Source organism: Thermus igniterrae ATCC 700962, from assembly GCF_000376265.1.
Taxonomy (GTDB): Bacteria; Deinococcota; Deinococci; order Deinococcales; family Thermaceae; genus Thermus; species Thermus igniterrae.
Genome location: NZ_AQWU01000072.1, coordinates 47,568 through 62,594 on the forward strand (window position 1 = coordinate 47,568; position 15,027 = coordinate 62,594).

The 15,027-nt window shown below is 68.8% G+C and carries 16 protein-coding genes; 9 read left to right on the plus strand and 7 right to left on the minus strand.

The features are described from left to right. A complete protein-coding gene (locus B128_RS0110660; protein WP_026175197.1) occupies positions 1-1,140 on the plus strand; it encodes a BMP family ABC transporter substrate-binding protein in 1,140 nt (379 codons plus the stop codon). A gap of 49 nt (positions 1,141-1,189) precedes the next feature. On the opposite strand, the gene B128_RS0110665 is transcribed toward B128_RS0110660, so the two are convergent. From B128_RS0110665 to B128_RS0110675, 3 genes are all read right to left on the minus strand, one after another. Further along, positions 1,190-2,488, minus strand: a complete 1,299-nt coding sequence (locus B128_RS0110665) for an acetyl ornithine aminotransferase family protein (RefSeq protein WP_018112260.1) — start codon at positions 2,486-2,488, stop codon at positions 1,190-1,192. Positions 2,489-2,580: 92 nt separating this feature from the next. Further along, positions 2,581-3,129, minus strand: coding sequence for an NUDIX hydrolase (locus tag B128_RS0110670; RefSeq protein WP_018112261.1), 549 nt, complete (start codon positions 3,127-3,129; stop codon positions 2,581-2,583). Then, entirely contained in the window at positions 3,126-3,512 is a 387-nt protein-coding gene (locus B128_RS0110675; protein WP_018112262.1) for a GatB/YqeY domain-containing protein, read from the minus strand. Before B128_RS0110675 ends, B128_RS0110670 begins: the two co-directional genes overlap by 4 nt. Positions 3,513-3,542: 30 nt before the next feature. Between B128_RS0110675 and purH the strand changes: the two genes are divergently transcribed. After that, complete coding sequence (purH, locus tag B128_RS0110680) at positions 3,543-5,033, plus strand: bifunctional phosphoribosylaminoimidazolecarboxamide formyltransferase/IMP cyclohydrolase (protein ID WP_018112263.1); 1,491 nt, start codon at positions 3,543-3,545, stop codon at positions 5,031-5,033. Here the strand turns inward: purH and B128_RS0110685 are convergent. From B128_RS0110685 to B128_RS0110700, 4 genes are all read right to left on the minus strand, one after another. Then, positions 5,023-6,057 (minus strand): fatty acid desaturase, encoded by a 1,035-nt coding sequence (locus tag B128_RS0110685; protein ID WP_018112264.1) that lies wholly within the window; start codon positions 6,055-6,057, stop codon positions 5,023-5,025. The genes purH and B128_RS0110685 overlap by 11 nt on opposite strands. A 96-nt stretch (positions 6,058-6,153) precedes the next feature. Next, positions 6,154-6,612: a D-aminoacyl-tRNA deacylase gene (dtd, locus tag B128_RS0110690; protein WP_018112265.1), complete on the minus strand. Its 459-nt coding sequence runs from the start codon at positions 6,610-6,612 to the stop codon at positions 6,154-6,156. Between the two features lie 3 nt (positions 6,613-6,615). Further along, positions 6,616-7,458, minus strand: a complete 843-nt coding sequence (locus B128_RS0110695; protein ID WP_026175200.1) for a DegV family protein — start codon at positions 7,456-7,458, stop codon at positions 6,616-6,618. Then, positions 7,442-8,284: a DegV family protein gene (locus tag B128_RS0110700; protein WP_018112267.1), complete on the minus strand. Its 843-nt coding sequence runs from the start codon at positions 8,282-8,284 to the stop codon at positions 7,442-7,444. The genes B128_RS0110695 and B128_RS0110700 overlap by 17 nt, the downstream gene beginning before the upstream one ends. 99 nt (positions 8,285-8,383) lie before the next feature. Here B128_RS0110700 and serA point away from each other — a divergent pair, with 99 nt between their 5' ends. From serA to B128_RS0110735, 7 genes are all read left to right on the plus strand, one after another. After that, complete coding sequence (gene serA / locus B128_RS0110705) at positions 8,384-9,949, plus strand: phosphoglycerate dehydrogenase (RefSeq protein WP_018112268.1); 1,566 nt, start codon at positions 8,384-8,386, stop codon at positions 9,947-9,949. Between the two features lie 84 nt (positions 9,950-10,033). After that, positions 10,034-10,477: a GbsR/MarR family transcriptional regulator gene (locus B128_RS0110710; RefSeq protein ID WP_018112269.1), complete on the plus strand. Its 444-nt coding sequence runs from the start codon at positions 10,034-10,036 to the stop codon at positions 10,475-10,477. Next, on the plus strand, positions 10,474-11,658 hold the full coding sequence (locus B128_RS0110715; RefSeq protein ID WP_018112270.1) for an ABC transporter permease: 1,185 nt from the start codon (positions 10,474-10,476) through the stop codon (positions 11,656-11,658). The genes B128_RS0110710 and B128_RS0110715 overlap by 4 nt, the downstream gene beginning before the upstream one ends. 1 nt (position 11,659) lies before the next feature. After that, positions 11,660-12,355 carry an outer membrane lipoprotein-sorting protein gene (locus tag B128_RS0110720; protein WP_018112271.1) on the plus strand — a complete coding sequence of 232 codons (696 nt, stop codon included), beginning with the start codon at positions 11,660-11,662 and terminating at the stop codon, positions 12,353-12,355. Then, a complete protein-coding gene (locus B128_RS0110725; RefSeq protein ID WP_018112272.1) occupies positions 12,356-13,552 on the plus strand; it encodes an ABC transporter permease in 1,197 nt (398 codons plus the stop codon). Positions 13,553-13,560: 8 nt separating this feature from the next. Then, positions 13,561-14,244 (plus strand): ABC transporter ATP-binding protein, encoded by a 684-nt coding sequence (locus B128_RS0110730; RefSeq protein WP_018112273.1) that lies wholly within the window; start codon positions 13,561-13,563, stop codon positions 14,242-14,244. Positions 14,245-14,249: 5 nt separating this feature from the next. Then, on the plus strand, positions 14,250-15,017 hold the full coding sequence (locus B128_RS0110735) for a hypothetical protein (protein WP_026175201.1): 768 nt from the start codon (positions 14,250-14,252) through the stop codon (positions 15,015-15,017). The last annotated feature ends 10 nt before the right edge of the window (positions 15,018-15,027 follow it).

Genomic DNA, 15,027 nt, shown 5'->3' on the forward strand with positions numbered 1-15,027 from the left:
ATGAAACGTTTTTGGGCACTAGCGGTGCTGGCCCTGGGGCTTGCCCTGGGCCAGGGGGATAAGCTCAAGGCCTGCTTCATCTACGTGGGGCCCATCGGGGATGCGGGCTGGACCTATGCCCACGACCTGGGGCGGAAGAAGGCGGAGGCCGCCCTGCCCTGGCTGGAGACCCGGTACGTGGAGAGCGTGCCCGAGGCCCAGGCCCTGCCGGTGATTGACCGCTTCGTGCGGGAAGGGTGCCAGGTGATCTTCGCCACCAGCTTCGGGTACATGGAGGGGGTCCTCGAGGGGGCCAAAAAGTACCCCAACGTGATCTTCGCCCACGCCACCGGCGTCAAGCGTGCCCCCAACGTGGCCACCTACATGGCGGACTTCTACCAGGTCTACTACCTGAACGGCCTGGCCGCCGGGGCCCTGAGCAAGACGGGCAAGATCGGGTACGTGGCCGCCTTCCCCATCCCCGAGGTGAAGCGGCACATCAACGCCTTCACCCTGGGGGTGCGGGCGGTGAACCCGAACGCCCAGGTGCTGGTGCGCTGGATCAACGCCTGGTACGACCCGGCCAAGGCCCGGGAGGCCACGGAGGCCCTTCTGGCCCAGGGGGCGGACGTCTTCGCCTTCACCGAGGACACCCCCACGGTGATCCAGACCGCGGCCAAGAAGGGGGCCTATTCCTTCGGGCACTACACCCCCATGCTCAAGTTCGCCCCCGACCACGTGGTCTCCGGCCAGATCGTTCACTGGGACGTCATCTACATTGACTTCCTCAAGAAGGTGAAGGAGGGGGTTTACACCGCCAAGAACCTGCAGAACGTGGACTACTTCTGGCTCCTGCAGCACAAGGCGGTGGAAATGGGGGCGGACTACGGGGTGCCCATCAACCCCAAGCACGTGACCCTCCTGCAGAAGGCCCAGATGACCGTGGGGGGCAAAAAGGTTTCCGTCTACGACCACATCCTGGCCCTGGTGAAGGACATGTCCAGCCCCAAGCCCACCTTTGACCCCTTCACCGGGCCTATCCGGGACCGCAAGGGGGTGGTGCGCATCCCCGCCGGGAAGAAGGCCACCCTGGAGGAGCTCCTCACCATGGAGTGGGCGGCGGCCGGAGTGGTGGGCGACTGGCCAGGGGAGCCCAAGTAGCCCTGCCCCTATAGGCCTGGGGGACCGGCCTTGCCCGGTCCCCCCCTTTTTAAAGTTCCCTGAAGACCTCTTCCAGGATTTCCAGGCCCATGGCCGCCTCCTCCTTTGAGAGGATGAGGGGCGGGGCGATGCGGACAGCACTCGGGCCCGCCTGCAGGAGGAGAAGCCCCTTCTGGAAGGCCCGCTCCACCACCTGGTCCCTCAGGTGGGGGCGTTCCTCCTCTGGGGTGCCGAAGTCCAGGCCGATCATCAGGCCCCTTCCCCGCACGTCCCCCAGGAAGGGGAAGCGCTTCTGCAGGGCCTTGAGCTCCTCCAGGAGGTAGGTCCCCACCCGGGCAGCATGCTCCATGAGCCCCCCTTCCAGGAGGTCCAGGGTGGCGTGGGCCGCCGCTGCCGCCACCGCCTGGCCGCCGAAGGTGGTGCCGTGGGCCCCGGGGCGCCAGCTCCCCAGCTCCTCGCGGAAGAGGAGGGCGCTAATGGGGTACCCGGAGGCCAGGCCCTTGGCCAGCACGTAGACGTCCGCCTGGATGCCCTCGTGCTCCAGGGCCAGGAAGCGGCCGGTGCGCCCGGCCCCGCTTTGGACCTCGTCGGCCACCAGGAGGATGCCGTACCGCTCCAGGAGGGCCTTGAGCTTGGAGAGGAACCCGGCCGGGGGGACCACGTACCCCCCCTCTCCCTGGATAGGTTCCAGGAAAAATGCTGCCACCTCCTCGGGGGGCAAGACGGTGCGGAAGAGGTGTTCCAGGTACTCCAGGACCGCCTCGCCCACCGTCTCCGGGCTGGCCCCCAGGGGGGGACGGAAGGGGTTGGGGAAGGGCACGTGCACCACCCCGGGCAGGAGGGGGGAGAAGCCCTTGCGGTAGGCGCTTTTGCTGGCGGTGAGGGAGAGGGCGCCCAGGCTTCGCCCGTGGAAGGCCCCGGTGAAGGCCAGGAGGTAGGGCCGGCCCGTGTGGTGGCGCACCAGCTTGATGGCCGCCTCAATGCCCTCGGTGCCGGAGTTGCCGAAGAAGACCCGGTAGCCCCCGCCCAGCCTGGCCACCAGGCGTTCGGCCAGGGAGAGGGTGGGCTCGTGGGTGAAGTCGGAGAAGCAGACATGGGCGAAGCGCTCCGCCTGGGCCCTCACCGCCTCCAGGACCTTGGGGTGGGCGTAGCCGGTGGTGTTCACCGCGATGCCCGCCATGAAGTCCAGGAAGAGGTTGCCGTCCACGTCCTCCAGGAAAACCCCCTGCCCCCGGGCGGGCACGAAGGGGTAGGGCCGGATGTAGGAAGGGGAGAGGACCGCCTGCCCCCGTTCCATGAGCTCCCGGGCCTTGGGCCCGGGGAGGGGCGTGGTGACCTTGGGTTTCATACGGGGCCAGTCTACCAGGGGCCCAGTGGCTTTCCCACAGGGATTTTATGCGGTGGGGTGAGGGGTTTTGCACGCCGCCGGACGCCCGCTTTTTAGAGGAGCCCCCGCTTTTCCAGGTGGGGTCGGGCGTAGAAGAGGGTGAGGGCGGTGGAGGCGTCCTCCACCTGGCCCCTTTCCAGGAGGGTGTAGAGCTCGGTCAAGGGGACCTCCAGGGGTTCTAGAAGCTCCCCATCCTCCAGGCTGGGCGCCCCCACCACCCGGGCCTTTAGGGCCAGAAAGGGGTGGAAGACCACCGCGGTGAAGGAGGGCTGGGGGTGGAAGGGGGGCAGGGCCACCACCTCCCCCGCCACCGCCCCCACCTCCTCCAGAAGCTCCCGCCGGGCGGCGGCCTCGGGGCTTTCCCCGGCATCCACCTTGCCCGCGGGAATCTCCAGGAGGAACTTCCCCGTGGGGTGGCGGTACTGGCGGATGAGGAGGGCGGTGGCCCGCTCGGTCACCGGCAGGACGAAGCTGGCCGCCACCGGTCCGGGGCGGTAGATGTAGGTGAGCTCCTTGCCCGTGTGGGTGCGCACCCTTTCCCGCACCAGCCGCACGGGCTCGGTGAGGATTTCCTCAATGAAGAGGCGTTCCCAGGGGCTCATTGGGTCAGGCGCTCAATCACCCGCCGCACCTTCTCCCCCGGGGCCCGGGGGCCCAGGGCCTTGGTCACCGCCCCGATAGCCGCCAGGGGGGTTTTGAACTGGGAGAAGTCTATGTTTTCCCGGATCCAGGCCTCCAGCTCCTCCTCGCTCATCTCCTGGGGCAGGAAGCGGTCCAGAAAAGCCGCCTCAAAGGTGTTCCCCTGTTCCAGGGCGATCTCCTTGAGGGCCTTAAGCACCTTTACCGCCTCGGCATCGGGAAGGGGCTTGCCATCCCCCTTGCGGTCCAGCTCCGCCTTCACCACCCGGGCGAAGTCCAGGGTCTTCTGGTCCCGGGCCTTCATGGCCTCCTTGATGGTCTCCTTGATGGCCTCGTAGATGCCCATCCCCCTCAGTCTAGCGGGTAAAATCCCCCCATGTGGGCCCTTCTTTCCGTTTCCGACAAGCGGGGGCTGGTCCCCTTTGCCCAGGGGCTTCTTGCCTTAGGTTTCCGCCTTCTGGCCACCGGGGGCACCCATAAGGCCTTGGTGGAGGCGGGGCTTCCCGTCACCTACATCTCCGACTTTACCGGCTTTCCCGAGGTGCTGGAGGGCCGGGTCAAGACCCTGCACCCCAAGGTGCACGCCGGCCTCCTGGCCCGGCCCGACCAGGAGGGGGAGCTAAAGGCCCTGGGCTTTGAGCGCATCGCCCTCCTGGCGGTGAACCTCTACCCCTTCCGGGAGACGGTGGCCCGGGGGGCCTCCTTTGAGGAGGCTCTGGAACAGATAGACATCGGCGGGCCGGCCATGCTCCGGGCGGCGGCCAAGAACCATCTGGCGGTTCTCCCCGTCTGCGACCCCGAGGACTACGGGCGGGTCCTGGAGGCCCTTAAGGAGGGCCCCACCCCCGAGTTCCGCCGGGAGCTGGCCCGGAAGGCCTTTGCCCACACCGCCACCTACGATGCCGCCATCGCCGAGTGGCTTTCCGGGGAGAAATTCCCCGAGGAGAAGTTCCTGGTCCTCAGGCAGGAAGCCCCCCTGCGCTACGGGGAAAACCCCCACCAGGAAGCGGCCCTCTACCGGGTGGCCGGGGAGGAGGGGCCCTTGCTGGCTGCCCGGATCCTTCAGGGCAAGGCCATGAGCTTCAACAACTACCTGGACGCGGAGGCCGCCTGGAACCTGGTCTCCGAGTTCCAGGAGCCCGCCTGCGTGGCGGTAAAGCACCAAAACCCCTGCGGGGTGGCCCTGGGGGAAACCCCTTTGGAGGCCTACCGCAAGGCCTACGAGGCCGACCCCGTCTCCATCTTCGGCGGCATCGTGGCCTTCAACCGGCCCGTGGATGGCCCCACCGCCCTGGCCATGGGGGAGGTCTTCCTGGAGGTGGTCCTGGCCCCCGCCTTCACCCAGGAGGCCCAGGAGGTCTTCGCCAAGCGCAAAAACCTGCGCCTCCTGGAGGTGCCCTTTCCCGCCCAAGGGCCCTACCTGGACCTGAGGCGGCTAAGGGGTGGGATGCTCCTCCAGGACGCGGACACCGAAGACCCCACCGCCCCCAGGGTGGTCACGCAAAAGGCCCCCACGGAGGCGGAGTGGCGCGACCTCTGGTTCGCCTGGAAGGTGGTGAAGCACGTGCGTTCCAACGCCATCGTGGTGGCCAAGGGGGGAAAGACCCTGGGGATTGGCGTGGGCCAGACCAACCGCTACGCCGCCGCCAAGCACGCCCTGAAGAGCGCCAAGGAGGGGGCCAGGGGGGCGGTCCTGGCCTCCGACGCCTTCTTTCCCTTTGACGACGTGGTGCGCCTGGCGGGGGAGTTCGGCATCGCCGCCATCATCCAGCCTGGGGGAAGTGTGCGGGACGAGGACTCCATCCGGGCCGCGGACGAGCTAGGGCTGGCCATGGTCTTCACCGGGGTGCGGCACTTCAAGCACTAGCCGCCTTGGCCCTCTCCTTGAGCCGGCGGTGGGCCTCCCGGAAGCCCACCAGCTTGCGGCTTTCCTCATCGTGGAGGTGGAGGTCGGCGAAGGCGATCTGGAAGGCGTCCTTGAGGGTGACCGTGGGGGCCACCTTCACCAGGTCCACCTCCTCCTGCACTTTGGGCAGAAGGTAGTTGGGGATTTTGGGGGCCAGGTGGTGGATGTGGTGGAAGCCGATGTTCCCCGTGAGCCACTGGAGCACCCTGGGTAGCTTCAGGTAGGTGCTCCCCTCCATGGCCGCCTTGAGGTGTTCCCAGCGGGGGTCGTGCTCCCAGTAGGCGTCCTCAAACTGGTGCTGCACGTAGAAGAGGAAGATTCCTACCATGCCCGCCAGGTACTGGATGGGGAGGTAGACCAGGAGGAGGGTCTTGACCCCAAAAAAGACCACGATGCCCGCCAGCAAAAGGGCCAGGAAGAGGTTGGTGAGGGCCACGGAGTTCCGCACTGAGGGCCGGTCTGCCCCGTAGCCCAAGGGCAGGCGGTAGGAGAGCATGAAGACGTAGATGGGGCCCAGGAAGAACATCACGAAGGGGTTGCGGTAGAGACGGTACTGGAGCCGTTGCCAGGGGGTGGCCTCTAGGTACTCTGCCAGGGTCATGGTGTAGATGTCCCCCACCCCCCGTTTGTCCAGGTTGCCGCTGGTGGCGTGGTGGCGGGCGTGGGAGAGCTGCCAGTGGTGGTAGGGGACCAGGGTGAGGACCCCGGTGAAGAAGCCCAGGAGGTCGTTGGCCCACTTCTTGGGAAAGAAGGAGCCGTGGCCGGCATCGTGCTGCAGGATGAACAGGCGCACCAGGAAAAGCGCCGCCAGGAAGTCCAGGGCCAGGGTGAGGGGGAGGGAGACCGAAAGGGCCCGGTGGGCCAGGTAGAAGAGGAGGAGCAGGGGAAGGAGGGTGTCCGCCACCTGACGGAGGCTTCGTAGGGTGTGGGGTTTGGTATAGGGCTTGATGAGGGGGATCCAGTCCTTGGGTTGCACTTGTTTCATGTTTATCCCGCGCTTTTTAGGGCGCAATTCATGGTAGGCGCGGGTCGGATGAGGGATATGAGAGCCTTCCTGCTCCTGGGAAGGCTCTGAGCCCTTTCAGCGGGGCCTGAGGCGCTCCTCCGAGTCCAGGAGGAGGGTCACGGGGCCATCGTTCACCAGGTGCACCCGCATGTGGGCCCCGTAGACCCCGGTCTCCACGTGGACACCCTGGGCCAAGAGGGCCTCGAGGGCCGCCTCATAGAGCCGCCTGCCCTGGTCGGGGGGGGCGGCCTGGAGGAAGGAGGGGCGGTTCCCCTTGCGGGTGTCCGCGTAGAGGGTGAACTGGCTCACCAGGAGTACCTCCCCCCCTACCTCCTTCAGGGAGAGGTTCATCCGGCCCTCGGCGTCGGGAAAGATGCGCAGGGCCACGATCTTGCGGGCCAGGTACTCGGCGTCCTCCCGGGTGTCCTTCTGGCCCACCCCCAGGAGGACCAGGAGGCCCAGGCCAATCCGGCCCACCACCTCCCCCTCCACCTCCACGTGGGCCTCGGAGACCCGCTGGACCACCGCCCGCACCCCTTACCTCCTGGGCCCGGCGAAGAGGGCCACGGTACCGGGGCCGGTGTGCACGCTCACCGCCGCCCCGGCGGGGAGGGTGGAGAGGACCTCTACCCCCTCGCTCCGCAAAAGCTCCCCCAGGGCCCTGGCCCCCTCGGGGTTGGCGGCGTGGGCCAGGTGGACCAGGGCCCCTTGGGGAAAGTCGCGGCGGAAGAGCTCGGCGATCCGCCGAAGGCCCTCGTGGAAACCCCGCACCCGGGGGCCGGGCAGGACCCGTCCCCCCTTCACCTCCAGCACCGGCAGGATGCGCAAAAGCCCTCCCACCAGGCCCTGGAGGCCGGAGATGCGGCCGGAGCGCTGGAGGTAGACCAGGGTCTTGGGGAGCACATAGCCCCGCACCCGCTCCCGGTAGGGGGAGATGCGCTCCTCCAGCCGCTCCCAGGCCACCCCTTCCTTCAGGAGGCGGCGGGCCTCCTCAAGGACCAGCCAAAGCCCCCCATTTAAGGACCAGGAGTCCAGGACCTTGACCCGGCCCCCGAAATGCTGGGCCACGCTGAGGGCCGTGGCCACGGTCCCGGAGAGCTGGCCGGAGATGTGGACGGAGAGGACCCGGTCGTGGGTCCTGAGGAGCCTTTCGTAGGTCTCTTGGAAGTCGGCCGGGGCCACCTGGCTGGTGGTGAGCCTTTCCCCCTTTTCCAGCAGGGCCAGGACCTCCTCGGGGGTGATGTCCAGGAAGTCCCGGTAGGTGCGGTCCTTGTGGACCACCTGCTGGGGTACCAGGTGGATGCCGTGCCTGAGGGCCTCTTCCGGGGTGAGGCCCAGGGTGGAGTCGGCCACGAAGGCGGTGCTAGAGGCTGTAGGCATAAAACCCATAGGTGCCGGGGCCGGTGTGGCTGGCGATCACCGCCCCAAGCTCGCTCACCAAAGCCTCTTCCACGGGGAGCCCGGAGGCCAGCACCATCTCCTTGAGCTCCCCTACGGCGCTTTCCTCGGCACTGTAGAGGAAAAAGGCCCGGATGGACCGGCGCCCCTGGCCCCAGGCCTTGAAGTCCTTGAGGATCTCCTCCCGGGCCTTCTTCTCCCCCCGGGCCCGGCCAGCCGCTTCCACCCGCCCCTCCTTGAGGGTGAGGATGGGCTTGATGCCCAGCAGGGTGCCCAAAAGGGCCTGGGCCCCCCCGATGCGCCCGCCCCGCTTCAAAAACTCCAGGGTGGCCACGCTGAAGCGCACAAAGTGGTCCTGGCGGATGCGCTTGAGTTCCTCCAGCACCTCCGCAAGGCCCTTTCCTTCCCCCAGGAGCTCGTGGGCCCGGAGGACCATCATGCCGATGCCCAGGGAGGCCGCCTGGCTGTCAAACACGGTGATGCGCCCAGGGAAGCTCTGGGCGGCCAGCTCCGCGGACTGCACCGTGCCGGAGAGCTTGGCGGAGATGTGCACCGAAAGGACGTGGTCCGCCTCCTTCAGGGCCTCCTCGTAGGTGCGCAGGAAGTCCTCGGGGGAGGGCTGGCTGGTGGTGGGGAAGGCGGAGCCCTCCCGCACCTTCTGGAAGATCTCCTCGGGGGTGATCTCCTGCCAGTCCCGGTAGACCCGTCCCCCCAGGTTCACGTACAGGGGGACCACGCGGATGCCCAGGCGCTCCCGTAGGGGCCCGGGCAGGTCGGAGGTGGAGTCGGTTACCAAGGCTACCTTCATAAGGCCTCCTTGTGATCCGGGACAGGATACCACAGGGGGGCGGTGTAGTGTAGGGGTCTTGTTGCTCCAGGGGAGGGTTTCTGCTAGGGTCAAGGGTATATGTGGCGGGTGCTGGTGTCCGACGACATGCGGCTGGGGGACGCCAAATACCCCGGGGTGCTCCTGGACTACCGGCCGGGGATTGGGCGGGAGGAGCTTTTGGAGGTCATCCCTGCCTACGATGCCCTCATCACCCGAAGCCGCACCCAGGTGGATGCCGAACTCCTCCAGCGGGGAAAGCGGCTAAAGGTGGTGGGCCGGGGTGGGGTGGGGGTGGATAACGTGGACCTCGAGGCCGCAAGCCGCCTGGGCATCCTGGTGGTGAACGTGCCCGAGGCCAACACCCGCTCGGCGGCGGAGCTGGCCTTCGGCCTCCTCCTGGCGGCGGCTCGGGGGATTGCCCTTTCCGACCGCAAAATTCGCGCCGGGGAGTGGGACCGGAAGTTTTTGGGCCTGGAGCTCAAGGGCAAGACCCTGGGCATTGTGGGCCTGGGAAGGATTGGGGGCCAGGTGGCCCGCTTCGCCAAGGGGTTTGAGATGCGGGTCCTCGCCTACGACCCCTACATCCCCCGCACCCGGGCGGAGAGCCTGGGGGTGGAGCTTCTGGAGGACCTGGCCGACATGCTCCGCCAGAGCCACTTCCTCACCGTGCACACTCCCCTCACGGAGGAGACCCGGGGCATGATCGGCCGGCGGGAGCTCTACCTCCTGCCCCGGGGGGCGGTGGTGGTGAACGCCGCCCGGGGGGGAATCATTGACGAAAAGGCCCTTTTGGAGGTGCTGGAGGAGGGCCACCTCTTCGCCGCCGGCCTAGACGTCTTCACCCAGGAACCCCCGCCTGAGGACCATCCCCTCCTCGCCCACCCTAAGGTGGTCCTCACCGCCCACCTGGGGGCCAACACCGTGGAGGCCCAGGAGCGGGTGGGGGAGGCCATCCTGGAACGGGTGGTGCGCACCCTGGAGGGCGACCTCTCCTACGCCCTGAACACCGGCTTTGACCCCGAGGCCCTGGAGGCCCTCAAAGGCTTCCTTCCCCTGGGGGAGGCCCTGGGGCGGCTTCTCGCCCAGATCACCCGCGGGCGGCCCCAGGTGCTGGAGGTGAGCTTCCTGGGCCAGTTTGAAAAAGACCCCGAGCCCGTGGCCAGCGCCGTGGCCAAGGGGCTCCTCTCCCGGGTCCTGGGGAGCGAGGCGGTGAACCTGGTATCCGCCCGCCCCCTCCTCAAGGAACGGGGGGTGCGCCTCATCACCCGGCGCTCCGAGGAGGCGGGGGAGTACACCCGGCTGGTGGAGGTGCGGCTTTCCACCGACCAGGAGGAGCGCCGGGCCCGGGGGGTGGTCATGGGAGGGCGGCCCCGGCTGGTAGGCGTAGACGACTACGCCCTGGAGGTGGTGCCTGAGGGGTACATGCTGGTCTGCGTCAACTACGACCGCCCCGGGGTGGTAGGCCAGGTGGGCACCCTCCTGGGGGAGGCCGGGGTCAACATCGCCGGGATGCAGCTGGGGCGGGATGTGCCTGGGGGGCGGGCCCTTTTTGTCCTGGCGGTGGACCAGAAGCCCTCCCCCGAGGTGCTGGAGGCCTTGAGGGCCCTGCCCGTCCTGGAGCGGGTGGACCTGGCGGAGCTCTAAAGCCCCTCCGGCCGGGGGCTTGCTCCCTCGGACCCCAAAAGTTTGGCATTGACAGAACTTTGCGAACGGGCATAGGCTCGGGGCGTGGAGGCTCCCCTGAAGGCCTGGGTGGAGGAGACCGCCCTCCTCTTTGAGGCCGCCGGCCTACCCCGCATGGCGGGCCGGGTGCTGGCCTGGCTCCTCATCGCCGAGCCCCCGGAGCAGACGGCCAGGGAGATGGGGGTGGCCCTTTCTGCCAGCAAGGGGGCCTTGAGTCCGGCCCTGTACCTCCTCACCCGGCTCCACCTGGTGGAGCGGCTTCGCCGGCCAGGGGAGCGGGCGGACCGCTACGCCGTGCGCCCTGGGGCCTGGAAGCGCCTCCTTCTGGAGAAGACCCGGGCCCTTTCCCGCTACCGGGAGCAGGCGGAGAGGGGCCTGGCCCTGGTGGGGGAGGTGCGCGGGGAGAGGCTTAGGGAAATGCGGGAGCTCTACGCCTTTTTTGAGCGGGAGCTTCCCAAGCTTCTGGAGCGCTTTGAGGAGGGGAGATGAGCCTCTTGCGCCTGGCCTGGCGGAGCGTGTTGCGGCAACGGCGCCGCACGGCCCTCCTCTCCTTGGTGGTGGTCTACGTCACCGTGGCCACCCTCTTTCTCCTGGGCTTCTTGGACGGGTACGGGGAGAGCCTGGTGGAGGCTTACGCGGAGTACGTGGAGGCCCCGGTGGCCGTGGCCCAGGAAGCCTGGTGGGCAGACCCTGACCCGGAGCACGGCCTAAAATCCCTTCCCACCCTGGCCCACCCCCTGGTCCAGGCGGTGAGCCCCCGGCTTTCCGTTTACGCCCTTTTGCGCTCCCCCTACCGCCTCGAGGGGGGACTGGTCCTGGGCGTGGACCCCGAGGGGGAAAAGGGCCTTTCCCGCGTGCCGGCCAAGGTGGCGGAGGGGCGCTGGCTTCGCGCCCGGGGCGAGGTGGTCCTGGGCCAGCGCCTGGCGGAGCGGCTGGACGTGAGGGTGGGGGAGCGGCTGGTGGTGGAGACGGGAAAGGCGGCTTTGGGCCTGGAGGTGGTGGGCCTGGTGCGGGCTGGGGTCTCCAACGTGGACTTTTTCGGGGTTTACCTGCACCTAGAGGACGCCCAGGCCCTCACCGGGGCCCTGGCCACCCACCTGGCGGTGAAGGTCCCCCGGGGCAGGGAGGGGGCCGTGGCCCAGGCCCTGAGCCGCACCCTGCCCCCCGGCCTCCAGGCTAAGGGGGTCTGGGACCTCATGGGGCCCATCCGGGCGGACTACGAGGGAAGCCGCCTCCTCTACATCCCCCTCCTGGGCCTTTTCATGCTCCTGGCGGCCATCGCCGTGGTGAGCACCACCTACGTGAGCGTGCGGGAGCGCCTAAGGGAGTTCGCCGTGGCCGAGAGCCTGGGCCTCACCCCCTGGCGCCTGGCGGGGCAGGTGGCCCTGGAGGCGGCCCTGGCCAGCGGCGTGGGCCTGGTCCTGGGCCTTCTTCTTGGGTATGCCCTCCTCTGGTACACCTCCACCCACGATGTCTTCGGACCCCTCATGCGGATGAGCGTGGAGCTCCTTCCCGAGTCCGGGCTTTCCGAACACCTGTACACCGCCCTAAGGCCCGCGTACGCCCTGTATGCCGCCGGGGTGGTGGGGCTTTCCGCCCTCTTGGCCCTGCTCTTCCCCGGGCGGCTGGTGCTGGCCCTGGAGGTCCCCCGCTACCTGAAGGAGGGGTGAGATGCGCAAGGTTTTCCCGGTTCTTCTGATCCTCCTGGCTCCCGTCCTGGCCCAGACCCCCTTGGAGAAGCTCCGGACCGCCCTGGACCGCCTACGCGGCCCAGCCCACCAGGCGGTCTACGCCCTGTGGGTGGAGCGCCCCGGCCAGAGCAAGCTCTACCGCCTCAAGGTCTACACCGACGGGGAGCGGGTCCACCTCCGGGTGCTGGAGCCTAAGGCGGAGGCGGGGCAGGCCTACTTGTCGTTGGGGCAGGACCTCTACCTCTACGACCCCCGGCTTGGCCGCACCCTGCGCCTGCCCCCCACGGGCCGGAGCGAGCGCTTCCTGGGTTCCGACCTCACCTACCAGGACCTTATGGGCCGCGACCTGGAGGAGCTTTTCCAGGTGGCGGAGGAGAGGGGGGTGCTGGTCCTTTCCCCCAAGCCTGGGGCCGCCACCCCCTACGGGCGGGTGGAGGTCCACCTGAAGGAGGGCCTGGTGGAGCGGGTCCTCTACTTTGACCAGCGGGGCCAGGCGGTGCGGGAGCTGAGGCTTGGCGCCTACCAGCGCCTGGATGGGGCCTACCTACCCCGGGAGATGGAGCTTAAGGACCTCCTGCGCCCTGGGTACCGCACCCGGCTGGAGGTGAGCGAGGTCCAGGTAGGGGGGGTGCCCGAGCGGTGCTTCCATCCCCTCTACCTGGAAAGGGGGTGTTAGGTGCTGCGCCTGGCCTGGCGGAACCTGCTCCGCACCCCGGGCCGCAACCTGGCCACGGGCGGGGTGGTGGCCCTGGTGGTCTTCCTGTCCCTGGTCTTCCTCTCGGTCTACGCCGGGGCCTTTGACGCCTTCTTCCGCCTCCTCCTGGAGCGCACCGGGCATCTGGTGGTCCGGGTGGAGAGCTACCGGGAAAAGGAGGACCTGGAGGCCCTGACCTTTGCTCCCCCGGCCCTGCCCCTCCCCCCCGGGACCCAGGTGGAGGGGGTTTTGGAGGGGCAGGCCCTGGTCATCGCCGGGGAGCGGAGCCGGGCGGCGGTGCTCACGGGCCTCGAGGCCGGGGGGCTTGAAAGGCAGCGGAAGTTGCTGAAGGCCGGCCGCCTGCCCCAGGCCTCGGGGGAGGCCCTTCTGGGGGAGGCCCTGGCCCGGGCCCTCAAGGTGGGCCTGGGGGACGAGGTGGTGGCCTACGCCCCCGGGGGGATGGGCCTGGGCATCTTCCCCTTCCGGGTGGTGGGCCTTCTGGACCTGCCGGAGACCCACCTGGAGGCCCGCACCCTGGTGGTGGGCCTAGGGGACGCCCAAGCCCTCCTCTTTCCCGGCCGGGTCACCCGGCTGGAGATTAGGCTTTCGGGAATCGGCCTTTACGACCAGGAGCCCCTGGAGGCCTTGAAGGCCCGCCTGAAGCCCCACCTGGAGGGCCTGACGGTGGAAACCTGGCTGGAGGCCAATCCCCTCTACGCCGCCCTCCTGCCCCTCTACGACACGGTGATGGCCCTTTACGTGGGGATCTTCTTCCTCCTGGGGGGGCTCATCCTCCTCAACGCCCTCTACCTCTCCCTGGTGGAGCGGGTGCGGGAGTTCGGCCTCCTCAGCGCCCTGGGTCTCACCGGCCGGCGGGTCATGGCTCTGGTCTTTTGGGAGAGCCTCCTCCTGGTGGGGGTTTCCGCCCTGGTGGGGGCGGGGCTTGGGCTTCTTCTGCACCTGGAGCTTTTGGACGGCTTCCGGCTCCCCCTGCCCCAGTGGATCCTGGAGCAGTACCGGGAGTTCGGCCTGCCGGAGGTGCTCTACGGGCGGCTTGGGGTGAAGGAGGTCCTCCTCACCCTGGGGTATGCCGTGGGGGTAGCCCTGCTGGCGGCCCTTTGGCCGGGGTATCTGGCCTCGAGGCTGGAGCCGGTGGAGGCCATGCGCTACGTGCCCTAGGAGGGAGTATGCCCATCGTGGAAGCCAAAGGGGTGCGGAAGGTTTACCGGGGGGATGGGGTGGAGACCGAGGCCCTGCGGGGGGTGGACCTCCGGCTGGAGGCGGGGGAGTTCACCGCCCTGGTGGGGCCTTCGGGGAGCGGCAAGAGCACCCTGCTCCACATCCTGGCGGGGCTGGATCTGCCCACGGAGGGGGAGGTCTGGGTGGGTGGGGTGCGGCTGGACCGGCTTTCCCGGGCGGAAAGGGCCCGCTTCCGCCTGGAGCATGTGGGCCTGGTCTTCCAGGCCTACAACCTCCTCCCCGTGCTCACCGCCTTGGAAAACGCCGCCTTTGTTCTAGAGCTCCGGGGCCTTTCCCGCCCCGAGCGGGAGCGGAGGGCCATGGCCGCTCTGGAGGCCCTGGGGCTGGCGGACAAGGCGGGGCGGTTTCCCCGGCAGCTTTCCGGGGGGGAGCAGCAGCGGGTGGCCGTGGCCCGGGCCCTGGCGGCAGAGCCCCTTCTGGTGCTGGCGGACGAGCCCACGGCCAACCTGGACTCCAAGACGGGGCTCGCCCTCATTGAGCGCATGCAGGCCCTGAACGAGGAGCGGGGGGTGACCTTTCTCTTCTCCACCCACGACCCCAGGCTCCTGGCCCACGTGAAGCGCATCGTCCGCTTGGAGGACGGGCGCCTGGTGGGGGAGGAATGGCCATAAGGGCCATGCGCCCCCTCTTCTGGCTTCTTTTCCTCCTCCCCGCCTTGGCCCAGGGGTACGAGGTGGGGGCCTACGGCCTGGCGGGCCAGGCCACCTTGTACCTGCGCCTTTACGGGGAGGTGGCCGGGGAAGGGGGGCGGCTCCGCTTCTCCCTGGCCCCTTACCTGCGCCCCTCCTTGGGGGAGGCGGGGGTTTCCCTGGAGCAGCTTTCCCTGACTTGGGAGGGGGAGGCCTATGCCCTCACCCTGGGCCGCTTTCCCCTGACCTTGGGGGAGGGGCGGCTTTTCCCCACCACCTGGAACCGCCCCGGCCCCGCAGGCGGGGAGGAGGGGGTCTGGGGGGGTGTGCTCACGGGCTACGGGGTGGTGCGGGCGCGCCTGGGCTATGCCTGGGGGCAGGGTGCCTTTTTGGAGCTGGCCTGGCCGGACCTCCGGCTATGGACCTTTTCTGGGGGAGGGGGCCTGGGGGCCACCGGCCGTTTGGGGGAGGCGGTGGTCTATGGGGAGGCCACCTGGGAGGCCGGGCAGGGAAGGGGGCTTTTGGGCCTGGCCCAGGCCCTCTGGGGGGGTCTTCTGACCCTGGAGGTGGGGTATCCCTGGAAGGCAGGGCTGGCCTGGGCCTGGGGTGGGGAGGGCCTCGCCTTCCAGGTTCTGGCCGGCTACCGGGAGGGGCCCTTCTTCGCCCTGGACCTGGGGGTGGGGGGGCTCAGCCTGGGGCTAGGAGGTTTGGGGGGCCTTCTCTGGTGGCGGGCCTCCTGGAGAGGAGACCTTTAGCACAAGCCAG

Excerpts from the sequence above, each read along its gene's own strand:
- B128_RS0110660 (WP_026175197.1), top strand. The coding sequence starts at position 1 with ATGAAACGTTTTTGGGCACTAGCGGTGCTGGCCCTGGGGCTTGCCCTG.
- B128_RS0110665 (WP_018112260.1), bottom strand. The coding sequence starts at position 2,488 with ATGAAACCCAAGGTCACCACGCCCCTCCCCGGGCCCAAGGCCCGGGAG.
- B128_RS0110670 (WP_018112261.1), bottom strand. The coding sequence starts at position 3,129 with ATGAGCCCCTGGGAACGCCTCTTCATTGAGGAAATCCTCACCGAGCCC.
- B128_RS0110675 (WP_018112262.1), bottom strand. The coding sequence starts at position 3,512 with ATGGGCATCTACGAGGCCATCAAGGAGACCATCAAGGAGGCCATGAAG.
- purH (WP_018112263.1), top strand. The coding sequence starts at position 3,543 with ATGTGGGCCCTTCTTTCCGTTTCCGACAAGCGGGGGCTGGTCCCCTTT.
- B128_RS0110685 (WP_018112264.1), bottom strand. The coding sequence starts at position 6,057 with ATGAAACAAGTGCAACCCAAGGACTGGATCCCCCTCATCAAGCCCTAT.
- B128_RS0110695 (WP_026175200.1), bottom strand. The coding sequence starts at position 7,458 with ATGCCTACAGCCTCTAGCACCGCCTTCGTGGCCGACTCCACCCTGGGC.
- B128_RS0110700 (WP_018112267.1), bottom strand. The coding sequence starts at position 8,284 with ATGAAGGTAGCCTTGGTAACCGACTCCACCTCCGACCTGCCCGGGCCC.
- serA (WP_018112268.1), top strand. The coding sequence starts at position 8,384 with ATGTGGCGGGTGCTGGTGTCCGACGACATGCGGCTGGGGGACGCCAAA.
- B128_RS0110715 (WP_018112270.1), top strand. The coding sequence starts at position 10,474 with ATGAGCCTCTTGCGCCTGGCCTGGCGGAGCGTGTTGCGGCAACGGCGC.
- B128_RS0110720 (WP_018112271.1), top strand. The coding sequence starts at position 11,660 with ATGCGCAAGGTTTTCCCGGTTCTTCTGATCCTCCTGGCTCCCGTCCTG.
- B128_RS0110730 (WP_018112273.1), top strand. The coding sequence starts at position 13,561 with ATGCCCATCGTGGAAGCCAAAGGGGTGCGGAAGGTTTACCGGGGGGAT.
- B128_RS0110735 (WP_026175201.1), top strand. The coding sequence starts at position 14,250 with ATGCGCCCCCTCTTCTGGCTTCTTTTCCTCCTCCCCGCCTTGGCCCAG.